This is a genomic window from Cupriavidus sp. YAF13 (assembly GCF_052113425.1).
Classification (GTDB): domain Bacteria; phylum Pseudomonadota; class Gammaproteobacteria; order Burkholderiales; family Burkholderiaceae; genus Cupriavidus.
On sequence record NZ_JBFRDD010000051.1, the window covers coordinates 1 to 16,539 of the forward strand.

Annotated in this window: 9 protein-coding genes and 1 pseudogene; 3 read left to right on the forward strand and 7 right to left on the reverse strand. The window is 58.3% G+C overall.

The window, feature by feature from the left end:
* Window positions 1-1,480: 1,480 nt before the first annotated feature.
* The 6 genes from AB4061_RS31350 to AB4061_RS31375 all read right to left on the reverse strand — a co-directional run bounded on the left by AB4061_RS31350 (window position 1,481) and on the right by AB4061_RS31375 (window position 12,925).
* The gene (locus tag AB4061_RS31350) at window positions 1,481-2,530 is read right to left on the reverse strand and encodes a hypothetical protein (RefSeq protein ID WP_441640108.1); all 1,050 of its coding nucleotides are present in this window, start codon (window positions 2,528-2,530) and stop codon (window positions 1,481-1,483) included.
* A gap of 21 nt (window positions 2,531-2,551) precedes the next feature.
* The gene (locus AB4061_RS31355; RefSeq protein ID WP_441640109.1) at window positions 2,552-4,453 is read right to left on the reverse strand and encodes a DUF3696 domain-containing protein; all 1,902 of its coding nucleotides are present in this window, start codon (window positions 4,451-4,453) and stop codon (window positions 2,552-2,554) included.
* A gap of 934 nt (window positions 4,454-5,387) precedes the next feature.
* The gene (locus tag AB4061_RS31360; RefSeq protein WP_441640110.1) at window positions 5,388-8,042 is read right to left on the reverse strand and encodes a DEAD/DEAH box helicase; all 2,655 of its coding nucleotides are present in this window, start codon (window positions 8,040-8,042) and stop codon (window positions 5,388-5,390) included.
* Between the two features lie 29 nt (window positions 8,043-8,071).
* On the reverse strand, window positions 8,072-10,060 hold the full coding sequence (locus AB4061_RS31365) for a hypothetical protein (RefSeq protein WP_441640111.1): 1,989 nt from the start codon (window positions 10,058-10,060) through the stop codon (window positions 8,072-8,074).
* A complete protein-coding gene (locus AB4061_RS31370) occupies window positions 10,057-11,370 on the reverse strand; it encodes a hypothetical protein (protein WP_441640112.1) in 1,314 nt (437 codons plus the stop codon). Before AB4061_RS31370 ends, AB4061_RS31365 begins: the two co-directional genes overlap by 4 nt.
* 583 nt (window positions 11,371-11,953) lie before the next feature.
* On the reverse strand, window positions 11,954-12,925 hold the full coding sequence (locus tag AB4061_RS31375) for an energy transducer TonB (protein ID WP_441640146.1): 972 nt from the start codon (window positions 12,923-12,925) through the stop codon (window positions 11,954-11,956).
* 105 nt (window positions 12,926-13,030) lie between these two features.
* On the opposite strand from AB4061_RS31375, the pseudogene AB4061_RS31380 reads away from it, so the two are divergent.
* A pseudogene (locus AB4061_RS31380) lies at window positions 13,031-13,150 on the forward strand (IS5/IS1182 family transposase); the annotation flags it as partial.
* 195 nt (window positions 13,151-13,345) lie between these two features.
* On the opposite strand, the gene AB4061_RS31385 reads toward AB4061_RS31380, so the two are convergent.
* Window positions 13,346-14,332: an ankyrin repeat domain-containing protein gene (locus AB4061_RS31385; RefSeq protein WP_441640113.1), complete on the reverse strand. Its 987-nt coding sequence runs from the start codon at window positions 14,330-14,332 to the stop codon at window positions 13,346-13,348.
* A gap of 850 nt (window positions 14,333-15,182) precedes the next feature.
* Between AB4061_RS31385 and AB4061_RS31390 the strand changes: the two genes are divergently transcribed.
* Both AB4061_RS31390 and AB4061_RS31395 read left to right on the forward strand, forming a co-directional pair.
* Window positions 15,183-15,974, forward strand: coding sequence for an immunity protein Imm33 domain-containing protein (locus AB4061_RS31390; protein ID WP_441640114.1), 792 nt, complete (start codon window positions 15,183-15,185; stop codon window positions 15,972-15,974).
* A 209-nt stretch (window positions 15,975-16,183) separates the two neighbouring features.
* On the forward strand, window positions 16,184-16,537 hold the full coding sequence (locus AB4061_RS31395) for a hypothetical protein (protein ID WP_441640115.1): 354 nt from the start codon (window positions 16,184-16,186) through the stop codon (window positions 16,535-16,537).
* Window positions 16,538-16,539 lie beyond the last annotated feature (2 nt).

The following is a 16,539-nucleotide window of genomic DNA, read 5'->3' on the forward strand; positions in this document are numbered from 1 at the left end:
CTGCGCTCAGGCCTGCCAACATTTTTCGCGACTTGCAGTTCGGTACCAGGCCTCACGAAAATCCTCGACAAATATAGGCGCCAAGACGGTCCCCTCCACGATTGGCCACCCATGCAGCGGGCAGCGTAGAAGAACTTGGCACTGTCCAGGTCTTCACAGTACTTGATGAATTGGTCGACGAAGCAAAGGCGGTTGAGGGTGAGTCCGACGAGCTTCTTCCAAACCCGTCTTAAGCAGGGTCGGCCGGGCGTTGAGCCCACGTCGCCGACTCGGTGCAGCCGGCATTCAGGATATCTAAACCTCACGATGAGCCGGTACGGTCTGCGATACCCTCGACACTAGTCGCCGGAAACGACGGGGCGCTGGCGCCTAGCTGCCCGCAATCATCCGAAATGGTGATGAGGTTTTGGTTATCACTGGCGGCAACACGCTGCTGACCGGTCATTTAACGGAGTTCCTCAAAGGACCGCAACGGGTCGAGAAAAGACAACTGGGTAGCGGCGGGCCGCGGTCGCTTCCCGGCCATCTACAGCCGCTGGCCTCCGCCGTCGCGCGGACGTTTGAACGTCGGCTCCGCAACAGACAACGGACCCTCGTGCGCTGATCAGCGGAAGCCCGGCGTTGATGCCGGGGGTGGAAGCCCGCTGGTTTAGCAGAACCTCTACTCGCACCGGTACCTTGATACCTGGGCACCCACTCGCGGCACGGCCTCCGACACTTGCTGAATCTGCACCGAATTCTGACTGAGCATTGCTTGCTCAGAGTTGGCAAGCAGCCTGATCTGACTGGCGAAGCGACGGACAGAGGATGTTCGACGTGAGCCGCGCCTGCCCGTTCGGATCGAAGACGGACGACGGCTCGGCGCGATACTCGGCGATTCGTTGGCCGGTGGAATTGCTACCCATCTCAGTTCTTGCGACGCTCTGGCACGGGCCATACTGCAACGTGACATATTAATAGTTGGTTTGGCCCGCGGCATTTTTGGTCATAGCTAGGCGCAATGGACGCAACCGGGTCGAGCTGAGCAACGGCTAACGCCCCGGTTGCCCTCCGGTCGGTCACGCAGTTAATGTAGTGCGGTCCAGATCGCCAAGACCCGGATCGATCCAGCGAGGCCGGGCAAAGCAGCGAAGTTCCCATTGGGCGAGCGACTGATTCTCCCTTGACGCCAGTTCACGAAGGAGAGCGATCGCATGGACATATTCGGCTACCGTGATCATCGCCGTCCACCGGATAAGTTCAGACGCCCATGTTGGTGTCAAGGGGCTGCGTGACCGTGAGGAACCTCTCGGGAACCGGCGCACGCAAGCTGCAAGAGTACGCGCCGTCACCGGTTGTGAATCGTGCGGGTCTAAATGGGAGGCAGAAGCCGAGCTTCCCCTGAAAACGCCCCCTATCTCAAGGGTATCCATGCTCGGCGATTGCTTTGTAGTTTTTCGGCGCGGTAAAGCCGTGAAATGCAAATGGCTCGGGGGAACCGTTACTCAACACTGCATCGCGAGATGGAAAAATCGTTATGCATAACAATATTACTTATCTCGCACAACCCATCGATTTCCCAATAGTGTAAATGATAATCATGTCCGATATCGCGTCGCCACGCGACAGCGTTACCTTGAGTTCGTGCGCCGCTATTCCCTCCCATCCCCTTTCTCAACTGATGTGTTTGGGGCAAATTTGCCATAGCAATGGTGTCCAAACACGATTCAAAGAAGGCCTTTGACGCAGTTCTGTCATTCCTTAAAAATAGGGCGTTGAAATTATTGTATAGTTCACCCCCCAATCGCCAGCTTCGTCCTTTAGCTCCTTGAGCGCATCTCTGGGCCACGCCAATACTGAGCAATTCGGCCAATGCGCCAGAATTGTAGCAATGCTCGACCTCATTACAGCAATCCAACGATTCGTGCCATTTCGATATTCTTCGAACATAGGGAAACTCACTTTCCAAGTCAAACGGATATTCGACATCCGGGCCATTGTGCCGACGATGCCACGTTGCAGTGCTTACGCTTCCCTCAACCTTTGCAGAATTTGACCCCTGCTCGGCTATATCCGCAAATAGTATCGTTTTCCCCGCCGTCACTTCTCCGATACTATGAGCAAATGCTAGAGATCCTACTGCCCGATCTTGCGCATCCTTCACATCATCGTCAAAAGAGATTCCCATGCGGGGTGCCATAGAAATATTCTCGAATGTCACATCGGAATTAATAAGGGGCTGCGAAAAAGGCATCTTTTTGACCAATAATTCAAAGACCCGATTTACATCGCGTGGATGATACACAGAATCCAATCCGGTTTCGATCAACAAATATTTTATATCAGAGAACAGCGGGTACAACCCGCTTTCGACAAGCAGATCCGGTAGATTTACATCCCCCCAGAACTGCACAAGGGAAGAATTCAGATTATCTTTTACGAAAATCAAGTCATGAATATATCCCTCCAACTCCTCCGATTTTTCCGTCCCTTCCAATATAGCCATTGGACACGCCAACGAAGATATATCGATATAAATATTCAAAGCCATATAATTATCCAATAGCGATTATTATTTCTTTTTCTTTGCCCGCTTTAGCATTGCAGCCTTGATCGTTTCAGCTGCGATTTCCTCGCTCTCATCAAAAAATCCGGGCGGCCAGTTGGCAATTACCCCAAATTCATTGAATCGCAGCGACTCATATACGGAAGTATCGTTTTCTTTGTTAACAAAATATACGGTAGACATCTCTGCGATACCATCATCATCCGAAACTGCAGCGAGATAGCGTAATTCATTGATTAGGTACTCACTATGAGTTTCAATGATGCATTGTTTTCCAAGCACCGCAACCGACGTAAAAAAATCTGCCAATTTAGTTTGCACCTTGGGATGCAAATGCAACTCTGGCTGCTCAAAGATCAAACATGCGCCAGGATTAACCAAAAGCGCCTGGACCAGAATTGGCAATACCTGACTTACACCAACGCCCACGTGTGTTAGATCATGCAGAGTCTTTGCATTGGAAGCTGTTGAAATGCGCAACTCGTGTCCAAGTTTGCCTTGATCTCGTGTTTGGAGCGCACTCGCAATGCCCATGTACTGCAGCCAATCTAATACTGCCTCGGAAAGCGTCCTAACTATCGCATCTGCCGAGCTTGGTGAATTCTTTACGGCGCTGGGTGGGATGTATAGTACTTCTGTATCCTTGTGCAAATCCAGTACGGCCGCAGTAAACTCTCCTTTTATACCAACATCTACCGAGTCGGTCGTACCTCCGTAAGGATAGATTGGCTTTGGCTCATCCCGAAGAGGACCTAGGTATGAGATCTGCTCCGAAAAAAAAGTGTTCACATAATTGGTGGCAAAATCAATCGGTTCAGGCAACCCACCACCACCGATTTTTCGCTCATCTTTCCTACCCCGCCTTATAGCAGATCGAATGGCGAGTTTCACAGAATTATTCGAAAATCGTTCTTGGAGACCTTGCCGCATATTTTGCGGCAACTGTGCGAGTAGAGCACGGCATCCATCCGGTGTTGCCTGCTCTATTTGCTCTTTATATTTTTGAATCAGCCGATTTATTGGCGGAGAAACAACCTTATTATTAACTTGGCTATCTATTTGGCCCTTAACTTCGCGCAAAAAGATTCCACACGCCTCGTCATTTCCGACCAACGACTCCCACCCCTCTCCATTTCGATCATAAAAAGCCGACGCCGTCCCGGACAGCACATTTTCTACTGCATTACACTCCTCCTCCATAACATCGTATGTGAAACACATCCATCGAGGTAGAAAATGCTGAAGATGCACGCCTAATGTGTACGGATTTTGGACAATTGGTCGGCTGTATCTCGGTCGATATGTGGTGGGGTGATCGACTTCAAATGAAAATGCCTTCTTTTCAACTGGCGTCACGCTTGCGGTTTCGATACGCTCCCGCCTAAAGAAATCCTCCATGTCAGATCTCCTCCGCCGGAGCGACATTGTAGATCTCAGCCCCTCCCCTCCCTCAGATCGCGCAACGCTCTGCAGTTGAACGCGCTCCAGTTCCGGCTGCAACTGCGCGAGACCCGTGCTCTCAGAATCCCCTCCCGAGAAACTCATATCGAACCCAATCCGAGAGACGGATCGAATTTGCTCTTCCGAATAGTAGACCCCACGGACACCGGAATAATTTCCRCCCAAAAGAGTCTGCGGCGAAATCTCAAAGCCGATTGTAATAACCTGCTCTTTGGCATTACTTGATAGAATATCCTGAAAAGTTCCCAATCTGACAATGGACCCGTTCAATACGACAGAGTGCCTATACACAGAACTTTTTAATGTTTGTGCAAGCAGCAATACACTTTGTATAAGAGTACTCTTTCCGGAACTGTTGGATCCAGCAAACACCGTCAGCGGCGTGAAGTCCACCGAGGTTTCCACCGAAATTGATTTGAAATTTTTCAGTTTTAATTTTTTCAGCATAATATACTTATTCCGATTAACCCGCTATCAGCAAGCAAATTTCGAAAAAGCCTCAAAATACTCGCTTTCTCAGCAACGACAAAAAAGCGGCTCACAAAAAAATGATATCACTAGCGACCACGACGCCRCGCGCGCCAATCTCRCCCACCCACTTCAGATGCCAGCCCTTGTCAGGCGATTATCCGACAGCCATCAGGGCGGAATAATCCTAGCCGCTGAGAGGAAGCTAAAATATGGCATTCTTTCACTTTCCGAGCCAGTCTGTCACCCCCCGAAAGCAGCATTAATTCTACCGACAGCAAAAAGCCCCCCATAGTTCAGTGGCGACTCACCTGCTGCTATGCAACTCCCCTCCAAGCAGAGGGCCAGGCGCGTGCCATTCGGCGGGCACAGTCGCGACCTGAGCCTCCACAGGTGTGACTGTTGACCGTTTTGCCACAGAACTTTATTCGGAGTCGTTCCGGCTCGAAGGGTGGAAATGAGTTCACCAGCGCGTGGTCATCGACCCTTCTAGCTAGATGACGCTTATCGGTGCCAATTCGGCCCTTCGACCGTGCACATCCAAATGACTCAGAAGGGTTGCGGATTCAACCGGTCGGCATTCTCAAAAGCATCCATTCGATGGAACCGCAGACTACTATGAGTTCACCATTCGATCTGGCAGTCTGACTTGGAAAGTTTGCCGCAATTTCTCCCGCGGCTTCTCGCAGCAGTGCCTCAAGGTCGTGACGCGGCGACCACCCTCGTCCGGCTCGCGAGTAGCGCAGCAGTGCCGTACGTTGTCGTAAGCCTACCTTCGCCGGCATTAATCGCTATCTTCGCGAAGAACTCGGGTATGACTCCCGCTGATAATCGGGATCCCTAAGCTTACCGGCTGCCTCGCGATCGCAACAGGCCGGCGCGAGGCGCGCCGCGCAGCCCTGCATACTATGGGTCAGAGCTTCGGCCGAAAGTCGATGCGGATGTCCGAGATCTGCTCTTGAGCCTCTGGTGGCAACTGCGCAAGCCGCTCTGGAGGAAGCACTTCGCCAAAAAGCTGCGCGCGCAACAAGTGGATCCGCTCCTGGACCACTGACGAACGCAGGTCGTCGTAGGTGCCCTGGACCGCGAGCGTATACACCTCGAGCTTCGGCGGCGTCACGCGATTTTGCAGCGCGTCTTCGCATGCGTTCATCCATGCGCTGTTCTGCCGGTCCACGCGTCCGATCTGTTGTTCGATCCGCCCCGGGTTCCAGTCCAGATGGAACAGGACCACCGTTCGGCATGCGCGATGGAGGTTCAGCCCTTCGCTCATCACGTCGGCCTGGCCCAGCAGCACTCGCGGATTGAGGCTCGGATGATTGAACGTGCCTTGCCGCGCACGACGCGTGGCCGGTTTGGTATCGCCGATCATCAGCTGCGCGAACGGGCTCATGCGAAAGACATAGTCGCCGCCTTCGTTGCGCTGCAACTCGTCCTTGATCTGGTCGACAATCCTGTTCCAGCTCAGGACTTCTCGACTGGCTTTCTGCTCGTCGCCGTCTTCGGGCGGATCGGGATCGCGCAGGCTCGCGAGGCGGTTGCGAGCTTCCGCGCGCACGGAATCCCGCTCGTCAGGCGCGTCGACGGCCCACAACTGGTCCTCGACACAGAGTTGCTGGACCAGCCACGTGGTCAGCACACCAAGCAGCTCCACGGAGAGCTTGGGAACGAGTCCGGCCTCTTCCAGCACGCGACTGCACACGTCACGCAACTGCTCGCGCTCCCGCTCGTACTGGACCGTGAACCCCGCGGCCTTCTCCGCGAATTGCTGGGCGCTCATTGCGGAGAGACCGAACTCCGGATCGAGACGCCAGCGCTGCATGTCGGGATCGGCGACCCGCACGCCGAGCGGCAACGGGATCGGTTTCTCGTCGCGAACATGCCGCAGGTAGTGGCGAATGTTCAGGCTGCGGTTCAGCGCATGCAGGGAGGCCAAGTATTCGCCGAAAACCAGCACTTTCTCGCCCTCGCGACCGACCGCAAGCTTCTCGATCAACCGCACGGTCTCCCGCACGCGCGGATGCCATTGCAATGCGTAACGCGGATCGGCACCGACCTCGCCGAGCTGCTCGCTATCCTCCCGCTCGGCGACCGCGCGCCAGTATTCGCAGCGCTGCAATCGCGCTTGCATAGCAGGGTCCGCGACGGGCGCCACGACCGCGACCGCCTCACTACCTTCGTGCAGCCTGTTCTTGTCGCCACCCGCGTCCCGAACGGCCTCCGGGAGCTGAGGCAGGGCCTGCGAAAAGCGAATGCCCGCCGTCTTCAGTTCGTGTCCGACGCTCGCACCCCGTGCCGCCGCGGCCAACGCCTCGGACAACGCGAGCTTGCGGCGCTCGTCCGGTTGCAAACAGGCCGGTGCAAGCGAGTGTGTGATGTATTCGCGATGAGGATGCGCGCTGTTCGGCACGCCGGGCAATTCCGAATAACGCTTGACCAACGGATGATCGCGCCACAGGCGCCGCGTGACAATGTCTCGCAACTTCCGCTGAAATTCGCCAGCGGCCTCTTTGAGTTCGACGATCTCCTCCTGCGACCCCGAGCGCAGCTCATCGACCGCGTCGGCGTAGCGTTCTACGACCTCGCCAAGGCTCTCGATCCGATCCGAGTCCAGGCCGAGCCGGCTGAAGATCGCCTTCCATTGATCGACACCGAGTTCCATGGGCGTGGCTGTGAGCGCGACTCGCTTCGACGTTTTTGCCCGCGAGTCCGGCATCAGGATGCGGTCGATCAGCTTGGTCAGCCGGCTGCGCAATTTGCCCTGCGCCTGCTTGTCCGCGAGACTGAGGTCTGCGCCCGCGCGGCTCTTGTGCGCCTCGTCGACGATGAGCAGATCGAAGTCGCCCAGCAGTTCGCCGATCGTGTTCTGAAACAGCTCGGCGCGCTGTTCGTCCTTGAAGGTTTCCGGCGCCGGCTTGCCGAGCGTGGCCGCCCCTAGTCGGTGGCGCAAGCCGGCGCTGCCACGTTCGCCGATATACCGCGCGGCGCGCTTCTGCATCGCGCTGACCACCAGTTTCCCGGCGCCATAGGCGTCAAAGCGCGCGGCTTTCCTGGCAAGGTAAGGCAGTGCCCACAGCTCCTGGTTCACCACCTTGCCCACCGGCGGCAATCCGAATCCGTGCGAGATGAACAGAATCGGGAATGAGTCGGCCAGTGGATACGGGCTGTCGTCGGCATCGTTGTCATCGTTGTCGTCAGCGAACAGATCCGCGTAAGTCCGCAGGAAGCGATGCGGGAGCACGTCCGGCAACCAGGGCAGCGACAGCTCGCCCAAATTCTCGAGGAAGCCTTGCAGTTCCTCGTTCTGCCATTGATAGGCCAGTCCTGGCGGAATCAGCACGGCAACGCGGCCTCCGCTCGCCGCCACGCAGACCGCGAGCGCTACGGCAAGACGCGTCTTGCCGAGCCCGACTTCATCGGCGACCAGCACGCCCGGCTCCTCTCGGAGCCGCTGCGCCATCCAGCGCAACGAAGCATGTTGATTGGCCCGCCACAACGCTTTGCCGCCGGGTAGATGTTCGAAACTGGCGAGCTGTTCGAGCCGCTCCAGCACCTTGGCCCAGTCCAATGTGCTCTTCTTTTTGCAATTTGCCTGGCTTACGCGCACAAGGCCTCCGCGTTCGAAGGCACGCACCATGCCGCGCGCAGGTCTTGAAGGAAAGTCCCGTGCAACTCGAGCAGGTCCGGTTGCTCTGCGAGCCACGTCGGCACGAAGCCCGGCTTGTCCAACGCGTCGAACAAGTCGACGCCGAGTGCCCGGATCGCCTCCCGCTCCGCGGCGGCCGCCTGCTCCAGCAGCAATACGCGCAGCTGCGCCAGCCAGTACGGAAATTCCTCGGGCGTCGTCAGCACGCTGCGCTGCGCGATCGTCTCGACCATCATCGCAAGCGTCCGCAAAGCGTAGCGGGCCGAGCTGGCGCGCGCGGCCGTGTCGGGTGCCACGGCATGGCTGACGTGGTCATCGTCCTCGTGATCGTGCGGCGGGAGCGCGGGGAATACGAGCAGTGCCTGCAGGATGCTCGCCATTTCCAGTTGCGGCATCGCGCGCCTGCACAACAGTCCGTTCGCGGAAAGCACGGCCACGTCCCAGCCAGCTCCGGCGGCTTGCGATGCCGGGTCCACGTTCGTCACACGCACCGACGGTGGACAGACAGCACCCCAACACACGGACTCTTTGTCCGGTTTGACCGGCAACCAGCGGCCGTCGGACGCTTGCAGCCACAGAGTCGCCGGCGGCACTTCGCTGCGAACGAGATGCAGGTACTCGCCAATCTGACGCAGAAGCAGCACGGGCGGCGGATCGAGCGGCTCGAACATCTCTTCGCCCTGGCCCTCGACCGTATTCTTCAGATCCGCCGCCGATGCCAAAGCGCCGCACGCGAGCCGCTGCCAGACGCGCGCGATGCGGTCTTTGGGCGACAGGATCACGCCGGCTTCGACATTGCCGATGCGCGCGGGACTCGAAGCACGGCCTTCGAGATTCGCCCGTGTGAGGAAGCCACGGTGCGAAAGGTTGCCGGAACCGAGATACAGAAAGGCGAGCGTCGCACTGGCATCATCCTCGCCGCGAACGCGATCGAGCCCGGCGATATATTTGGCGTGCAGAAACTTGCGGCCGACCTTCGGCTTCTTCTCCAACGGATCGCGCGGCAGGCATAGCCACCATTGCCCGGCCCGGCCTTGCTTCAGCCCGCGTTCGCCCACCTTTGTCTTGCGCAATTGCTCGAACCAGTCCGCGATGCCACCGGCTCGCTCAGGATTGAATACAATCAGACGCTTGCCTGGATTGCCCAGCGTTTCCAGCTTTTGCAGCACCGTGGGCGCCGAATCCGCAGTCGACTTGCTCGCTTGTTCGAAGAAGCCCGACCCGGCGACCAAGGTCGAGACGCCTTTCTGCGGGAAGCGCGTCTGGACCTGATCGAAAAGCGACCGGTCCAGACTATGAATGAACTGTGGTGTCAGACGCGATGCGGCCCCGTGCCCCTGCAACCGCTCGCGCCAGACTTCCAGCCATCCGGTGACGAGCGCATCGTCGGCGAGGCTGGAGTAGTGCTTGCCGTAGATGCTGTGCAACAAACGCTCGAAAAATCGGAAGGCGGCATGGACGTCGGCCAGCGCCTGGGGCGCGTCCGCCTCGTTGCTTTGCACGTCCCACTCCGTCGTCCAGAACAGGTCGATCTGCGCCTGCTGTCCCCAGGTCTCGGCGGTCCAGTTCCCGGTGGAAACGACGAGACGCCAGCGGCGCGGCGCCCCGAGCGTCGATGGCCCGAAGCCCATGAGTGCCACTTTCGCGTGCATCAGCGTCGTGCGGCTGCGCCATGTCCCCTTTAGGCATGGCGCGAGTTGCAGCAGGCCCGGAGCCGGCTGCGCCTGGGACTGCCGGTTCGATGCGTCGATCAGCAGCAGTCCGCGTACGAGGCCCCGGGCCCGGCGCTGCGCCGGAGTTTCATTGGTGAACGCAGTCAGCGCCCGCTCGAGGGTTTCGGCATCGCTGCTTAGTCCGCAGAGGAGCAGATGCGTGCCATGCTCGCCCTGCGGCGGCAAGAAGAGCGTTTCGAGGTCGCTGCGGTCCTTGACGGCACTCATGGTTGCTCCCCCGCGTCGACGAGCAGCCGTCGCAAACGCAGCAGCGGGCGCGGTACGCCGTAGGTGTCTTCCTGCATATCACTTTCCTGAAGATCGTAGGCGTCGTCGGCCACCAGCGGCTTGCCAGTGTAGGCCACCCCCTGATCGACGCGCCCATCGATCACGGAGAACACCACCGGCGCACGCCCAGCCAGCGACGCGACGCGCTCCTCCAACCCGCGCGAGCCCGATTGCTCCGCACAAAAGCCTGCTGCATCCACCGGCGCCCCCTGGGCAGCGCCCGCTCGCAGCACGTCGCAGTCACGGCCCAGCGCGGCGAAGGCTTCGGCCACATCCTGCCGTTCCGCCAGCGAGTGCACCTCCTGCGCCGAACTGCGGATCGCATTGCTCATCGCCTGCGCAGCCTGCAAGGCGCTTGCACGTACGTCCTCGAACGCGAAACACGTTGCGAGTCGCGCGGCATGGTCGGCGTCCTGCACCTTCGCAAGGAAACTGTCGCGGCCGCTTTTGGTCGCGAGCGTTGCGTCGGTGTGGCTACTCAGCAATCTCTCCAGATCTGCGCGACGTACATCGCCGCGCACGCGCGCCAACACGAGACGCTTTTCCGCATCGCTGGCTAGCGATGGGTTGAGGGCGGCCTTGATTGCTGGCTGCACTTTCTTCGTGTCCTTGTCGCCTTCCTCGATCCAAGCTTTCAGCCAGCGGCGCGCATCGCCGTCCAGTTCCCGCCCGCTTGCGAAGGCCAGCTCGGCGAGCTCGATGCCGGCAGGCGTCAGCTCCAGCGCGCTAAAGCGCGCCTCCTCACGGACGCACAGGTTGAGCCCCGGCAGCGCCCGCGTCGCGGAACGGCGGAACGGGACGGTGACATACGCGCCTCCCTTCACAACGTCGTTGAACGACAGGCTGGTGCGGCCGGCGAATTTGCGCTTGCCCTGGACGCGACGTTCCGACTTTGCTTGCGGGTCGTGGCGCACCACGATCCAGCTCGCGAACGCTTCCAGCGCCTCTGCGATGCGCGCGGGCGTAGCCGGCGTGTCAACCTCCTGCGCAAGACGCAGTCCCATGCACGCCCAGCTGAGCTGGCGCACGAAAGACGCACCGCCCAGGCCCGGCACGGCCCATTCATTGAAGCCCATGATCGCGCGCCGCAGGCCAAAGTCCAGCCGCAAACGCATCTGGGCGAAATCTCTCGGTTCCGCTGCGCCCCACATCTCGCCAATTCCCTCTTCGTGTTGTTTGTCAATGCCACCATCGGTGTCGCTGGTCGACCAACGAGCCATTTCTGGAGCGACCGGTTGCGAGCCGATCAAATTGCCCGGATTCGGATGGGTTCGTGATCGCTCAACTACCAGTCGATGTAGCTGATTCGAATGGCGATTGTAAATTGGAAGACGCCACTACGGTCGCTCAATCGATGAAATCTGTCGCGTCCATCCGAGCGTGATGTGCTTGACGGAAGGTTGTGGCCTTCGCGAATTTGTTTGTCTAGCGGAATAGATATTCTGCCCCTAAAGTGATATCCCAAGAGGTCGATTTGCAATAGGGTGGAGAACTCTTCCGCCGTTTCTCGTTTTCGGTGTGCACGGAGGTCACCGCCTCGAAAAGCGTGGATAAGCCGCTCAGAATGGATGAAAGTCACAACTGATTCACCTTGCACGCGGAGGCGCTGTTCATCCAGAGTCATGGCGAGTGGCGTGTCTGCCTTCGAATGACCGTTGGACTTTGCGGATTCAGCTGGTCGATGCAACACACTACAGATTGCGCGAGCAGTGAGAGGCGTTGAAAATGAGGCAAAAGTTGGTCAAATGTATACCGACCTCCTTACGACCAAGTGGACTGATTGCAAAAACAAAGTCCGCTCAAGGGCGGCCTTAGATCAGGCGCGCAAGCCGTTCAATCGGCCTCGAAGGTGATTGGCTGAGAGACGGTCACCTTAATTGGCTTTCCCCCATCCACATATGGCTTGCAACGCATGCCTTTCACCGCCACTTCCGCAGCATCATCAAGGGCTGGCACTCCGGAAGACTCAGTGACGGTCGTCTTAATAACAGCGCCATCCACGTCGATGAGCATCCGCACAACTGATTTTCCGCTCAGCGGCAACGCACGGCGCGGGTACGTAGGACGCGGCGCAGTACAGGCCACCTCGCTAGAATCCACGCTCGCCGCGTTCGGAATCACCATGGAGTCGACCCGGCCGAATTGGGCACTCTCCTGCTTTGCGGGAGGAACGCGCTCTTGGCGAATGACACGCAAGCGAGCTCGGAACGCATCGCTCTCTGGGCTTGCGAAGAACTCCTGGGTGCCACAGCGCAGAAGCGACTGCTCCAGGACCGACATCATTCCGTCCCATACGCCGGGGAGTGCCTGCAGATCTCCCGTCAGCTTTCGTCCAGCCGACGTGTTCGCGAACGCCCGGATCTCATCCAGTTCGGCGGCCGAGAATGTCGGCCAAACGTTGAATATTCCGTTCTTTTTTTCGATCGGGCGCTGCCGCTCCATGTACTTTCTCCCAGTCGGCGAGGCCAGGAACTGCAACGTGGCCGCGGCTTCAGAAATCGTCAGCACCTTTGCCAGATTGGGGGCCATCATGCCACTCGCGACGTCAGGGGAAAGACCCGCCACGCAATGAGTCATGTCCAAAGGCAGGACGCTCTTCGGGTCCCAGGCAACCGTTCGGAGCATCACCTGGATATCCGGTAGGAATATCGCTCTGGCGATCGGCGCTAGATCAGGATACGGGACCTCCACAACCGGCACGGCCGCCCGCTCTACAGACTTTGTCGGTGCCTTGGCAGGTTTCGCCATGACAGGAAGAGTGAGACCAATTAGTAAAAATGAGACTGCAGTGAACGAGCGACGCATCGTTATGTTCCTTCTGGGTTCTCGGTCCAGACGCTTTCGCGTGCTCGATATGGAGCAAGTCTGAGCCGCCTGGGTCTTTTTAGACAATCTGCCGCTTGTTGTCCGCTGCACAACTTCAAGCGATTGCGCGTTCGCTTCGAACGCCTCGCCATCATTCACGAAGCCTTCCTGAAAATTGCCTGTTGCATCCTCTGCTGGCGGCACCTCAGGAAGTCATCTTGTTAGACGTTCTAAGGGCGGCCGGTCGCACTTGAGACTTCAACTTCCCTGGTGCACTATCGCGTGCCGCGTCTTGCCGCATGATCCGGCGGCGGGGCATGCCGCGTCAAGCGCGGGCCGCCTTGCGATACCTGCGCCATCAAGGTGGGCCATTCAGGAAGCGAACGCCATGGCTTGCATGCTCTGTGGCACGCCAGCGCCTTACCCGGGCTTGCGTGTGTCGCAAGGCCGCCCGCCCAGGCCTTGCAGGGCCTCAGCCAGCGGCAGATTGCCGTTGCGAACCGCTTCGTCATAGGGCGTCGCACAGCCCGGCCCAGGGGCTACCCTGCCATGGATGTCCGCACCATGACTCACCAGAAAGCGCGCCTGCTCCTGGCTTGCTAGCTGACACTCCTTCCATTGGCGCTCAAGGAATTGCGTGGTTCGATGGGCATCCTCCTGCCGCTTGCAGTTGCGCGCCAGCTGGAGCAAGACACCGGCCCGTCCCGGCGCGGGCAATGCATCGGGCGACGCGCCATGGGCCAGCATCGTTTCTCCCAACTGATACTGGCCACGCTGCACCAGCAATCCGTAGGCGGTATCGTCCTTGTCGGGCAGATTGGGGTCAGCGCCGTTGTCCAGCAGTTGTTGCAGCACATCGACGTCTTCGGGGCGTGGGGGGATCCCGGCGGAGATGTTCTGCTTCACGAATTTGGTCAGGTTCACCGCCCTGGCGGATGCACCGTGCGCAAGCAGCAGTTTCACCAGCTCCAGCCGCTTGTCCCTGTAGAGAGAATGCCGCTCGGCCAACTCTTGCAGCAAGGTGTTGGGGTGCGCTTCGTTGATGTCCGGCGTGCGGTCGGCCAGGTAGGCCATGACGGCCAATTGCCGCGGCCGGATCGAAGGTTCGCCACTGCTGTCCCGATAGTAGTAGACCGTGCTTGCCAGGACGTCGAAGGGCTTGGCAGCGTCGGGGTGCATCTGAAGCAGCCATTGCAGTCGTTCGAGCTCGCCCTGCCTGGCCGCGTCAAGGATCAGCTCGCGGGCACTTCTTGGGGTCAGTGCCTGCACTGCCATCAGGCTGCCGCATAAGACCAGACCGAAGGGGCCATCACACAGTTGGCCATCGTTGGAGGCTTGCGCTGCGGGCTGCCAGGCTCCAAAAATCAGGGCGGTCACCAACGTTGGGATCAGGCGGAAGCGATTCATTGGAAGTTTGAGGTCCGTCGGAATCGGTGAACGCCAACGGTCAAGCTGTGACTTGAATTAGATAGTTACGCTGCGTGCATGTGAACAGACCCCACTGCGGGTACCTTGCCTGGATACGAGCGCGATATCGGCGCGGTATCGTGATGCAGGACGGAGTATGCCTTATCCAGGATGGTAAGAAGATGGTCAACGCGCTTTTGGGGGAGCACTGGGCGGCCCGGTTTTTTCCTACGTTGCGGCGATACTCTGATCGATGAGCATGCTTGCGCTGGTGCGCGGATCAGTGGCTCAGTTCGGCCAGAAGCGGTCGTTCGACACCAACTCTTAATTCGTTGACAATCTCACCTCGCCGGAGGGGGCCGGTGCTGCGGAGAAGAGGGTGAGAATTCCGGAAGTGGAGCAAATTGACGCGATATTGTCTGGCGGCGTGTGGAACCTCGTTCAGCGATACTGCGACGGCGCGTGGAATCGCTTGCCGGCGTGCTGGACTGCTTTATTCCCCGATGTCGTCGCGGAAGCGCGACGCCGGGGTCTCCACTGCTTTGTTACGGCAGGGCCGGCGACGGAAGGGTACTGGCTGACCCAAACAGATTCTGGTTACGCTACCTTTTATTTCGAACGAGGGGTTCGGATGTACCACAAAGACTTCATCCATCTTGAACACGCCTTTGACGCATGGCTGGAACAAGAAATGAGTTTCCGGCAACTTCCGATCAGGCGATAGCGCTGGCATATCTCGTATCGCGCACACACTGACATCAGTGGAGCGGCCGCACTGGTACGGGGTGGAGTCGTCGCCTCGCGGCCAGGAACAGTTCCGACTGATCAACTGTAGATATAGGGGGCAGATATGGGAATTTTTGGGTTCGGCAAGAAGCCGAATGCTATTGACAGTTATGAAGGGAAAGGGGACCAACTAGGGCCATCACCATTTTCCTTCCAAACGAATACTGAACTTGAATCTGTGGTGCGCTCCACTACCCAATGCCACCGTTTTGGTCATCCCGAATTCGAAATTCGCTTCTCCAGCCGCACAGTTTCGCAGGACGTCGACTGGCTGCTACGTTTTCTGGAAAACAACGTCTCAGGAGGCAGCATATTTCAAGACGGTGAGACCCTGCAGATCGGCTGGATGATCACCAGGATAGAGAAAGCTGGCGATGGGAAGCTGCGACTCAAAGAGCCCGACATGAAAGTCGTTCCCGTACAGTTTGTCGATTCGGTGACTGAAACGCTGTTGCATCTGCGCACCCAAAAGGACGTGGTCGAAAGTCTTGTGCCGTTGGTCGCCCCCGATTTCCCTTCACTCCTTCAAAGTGTCGTCGTGCATGCCAACTTCAAGACCGCACGCCGAGTTCTTCTGTCACGCGGCCTCGTCCAGGATACGGATTCTGGCTGGTGGCTGTCAGACCTGGATGATCCGGAGGGGGCACAAGATCCAGCACGGTTTCTCAAGACATCCCTATATCAGCTAGGCGTCGACAGACCGGATTTGATCAAGTTCTTCGCAGTGCCGAGTGATCTTCAAGTCGCGATCGATGGCCCTCATATCGGGGTCATCGACGCAAGCGGAGAATTGAAGCAGGCACCCGGGTCTTATTTGAGCGAATTGAATCGAATTCGACGCGGTACAGCGGGGTGACCCGGCACTGCGACGCAGCCCCCTACATCAGGTGGCCTGCGCTTGGTGCGCCGGTCTGGTCTGGCCATGGAGGTTCGCCACCGCGGCGGGAACTGCGACTAGCGTACTTCCGGAATCGGCCAGAAGCGGGCGGTCGCCCTCGCGTCTTGTATCGGTAATAATCACCACAGCGACCGACGCAGTTCTCAATAACTATCGTGAGTGGATACGTGAAGCCCAATTTACTTAATGAAACTGAGCAACCATCATGGTTTGCGTATCCGCGCCACTTTGTCCGGGCAGTTGAACTGAATATTCTCAATCTGGATCCGTGGCAGCTACTTGAGGGAAAATGGCTCCGCGTTCGGCTAGAAGGACTGGCCAAACGATACCCCGATAGGCAGTTGGTTCCCTTCTTCCGAGATATGGGTAGCGATGACATAGCCTGTTGGGAGGCGGGTAAGGGCGAACGAGTGCAGATCGTTCACGACTTCGCAACGCCAGGGTGGGAATGCTCTGGCGAATTCGAAAACTTCGTGAGCTGGTACAAGGCCACCGCAGAGATCGCATTGGACTTTGAGTGACC

Coding starts and splice junctions, on each gene's coding strand:
- AB4061_RS31350 (WP_441640108.1), bottom strand. CDS start 2,530: ATGGCTTTGAATATTTATATCGATATATCTTCGTTGGCGTGTCCAATG.
- AB4061_RS31365 (WP_441640111.1), bottom strand. CDS start 10,060: ATGAGTGCCGTCAAGGACCGCAGCGACCTCGAAACGCTCTTCTTGCCG.
- AB4061_RS31375 (WP_441640146.1), bottom strand. CDS start 12,925: ATGCGTCGCTCGTTCACTGCAGTCTCATTTTTACTAATTGGTCTCACT.
- AB4061_RS31385 (WP_441640113.1), bottom strand. CDS start 14,332: ATGAATCGCTTCCGCCTGATCCCAACGTTGGTGACCGCCCTGATTTTT.
- AB4061_RS31390 (WP_441640114.1), top strand. CDS start 15,183: ATGGGAATTTTTGGGTTCGGCAAGAAGCCGAATGCTATTGACAGTTAT.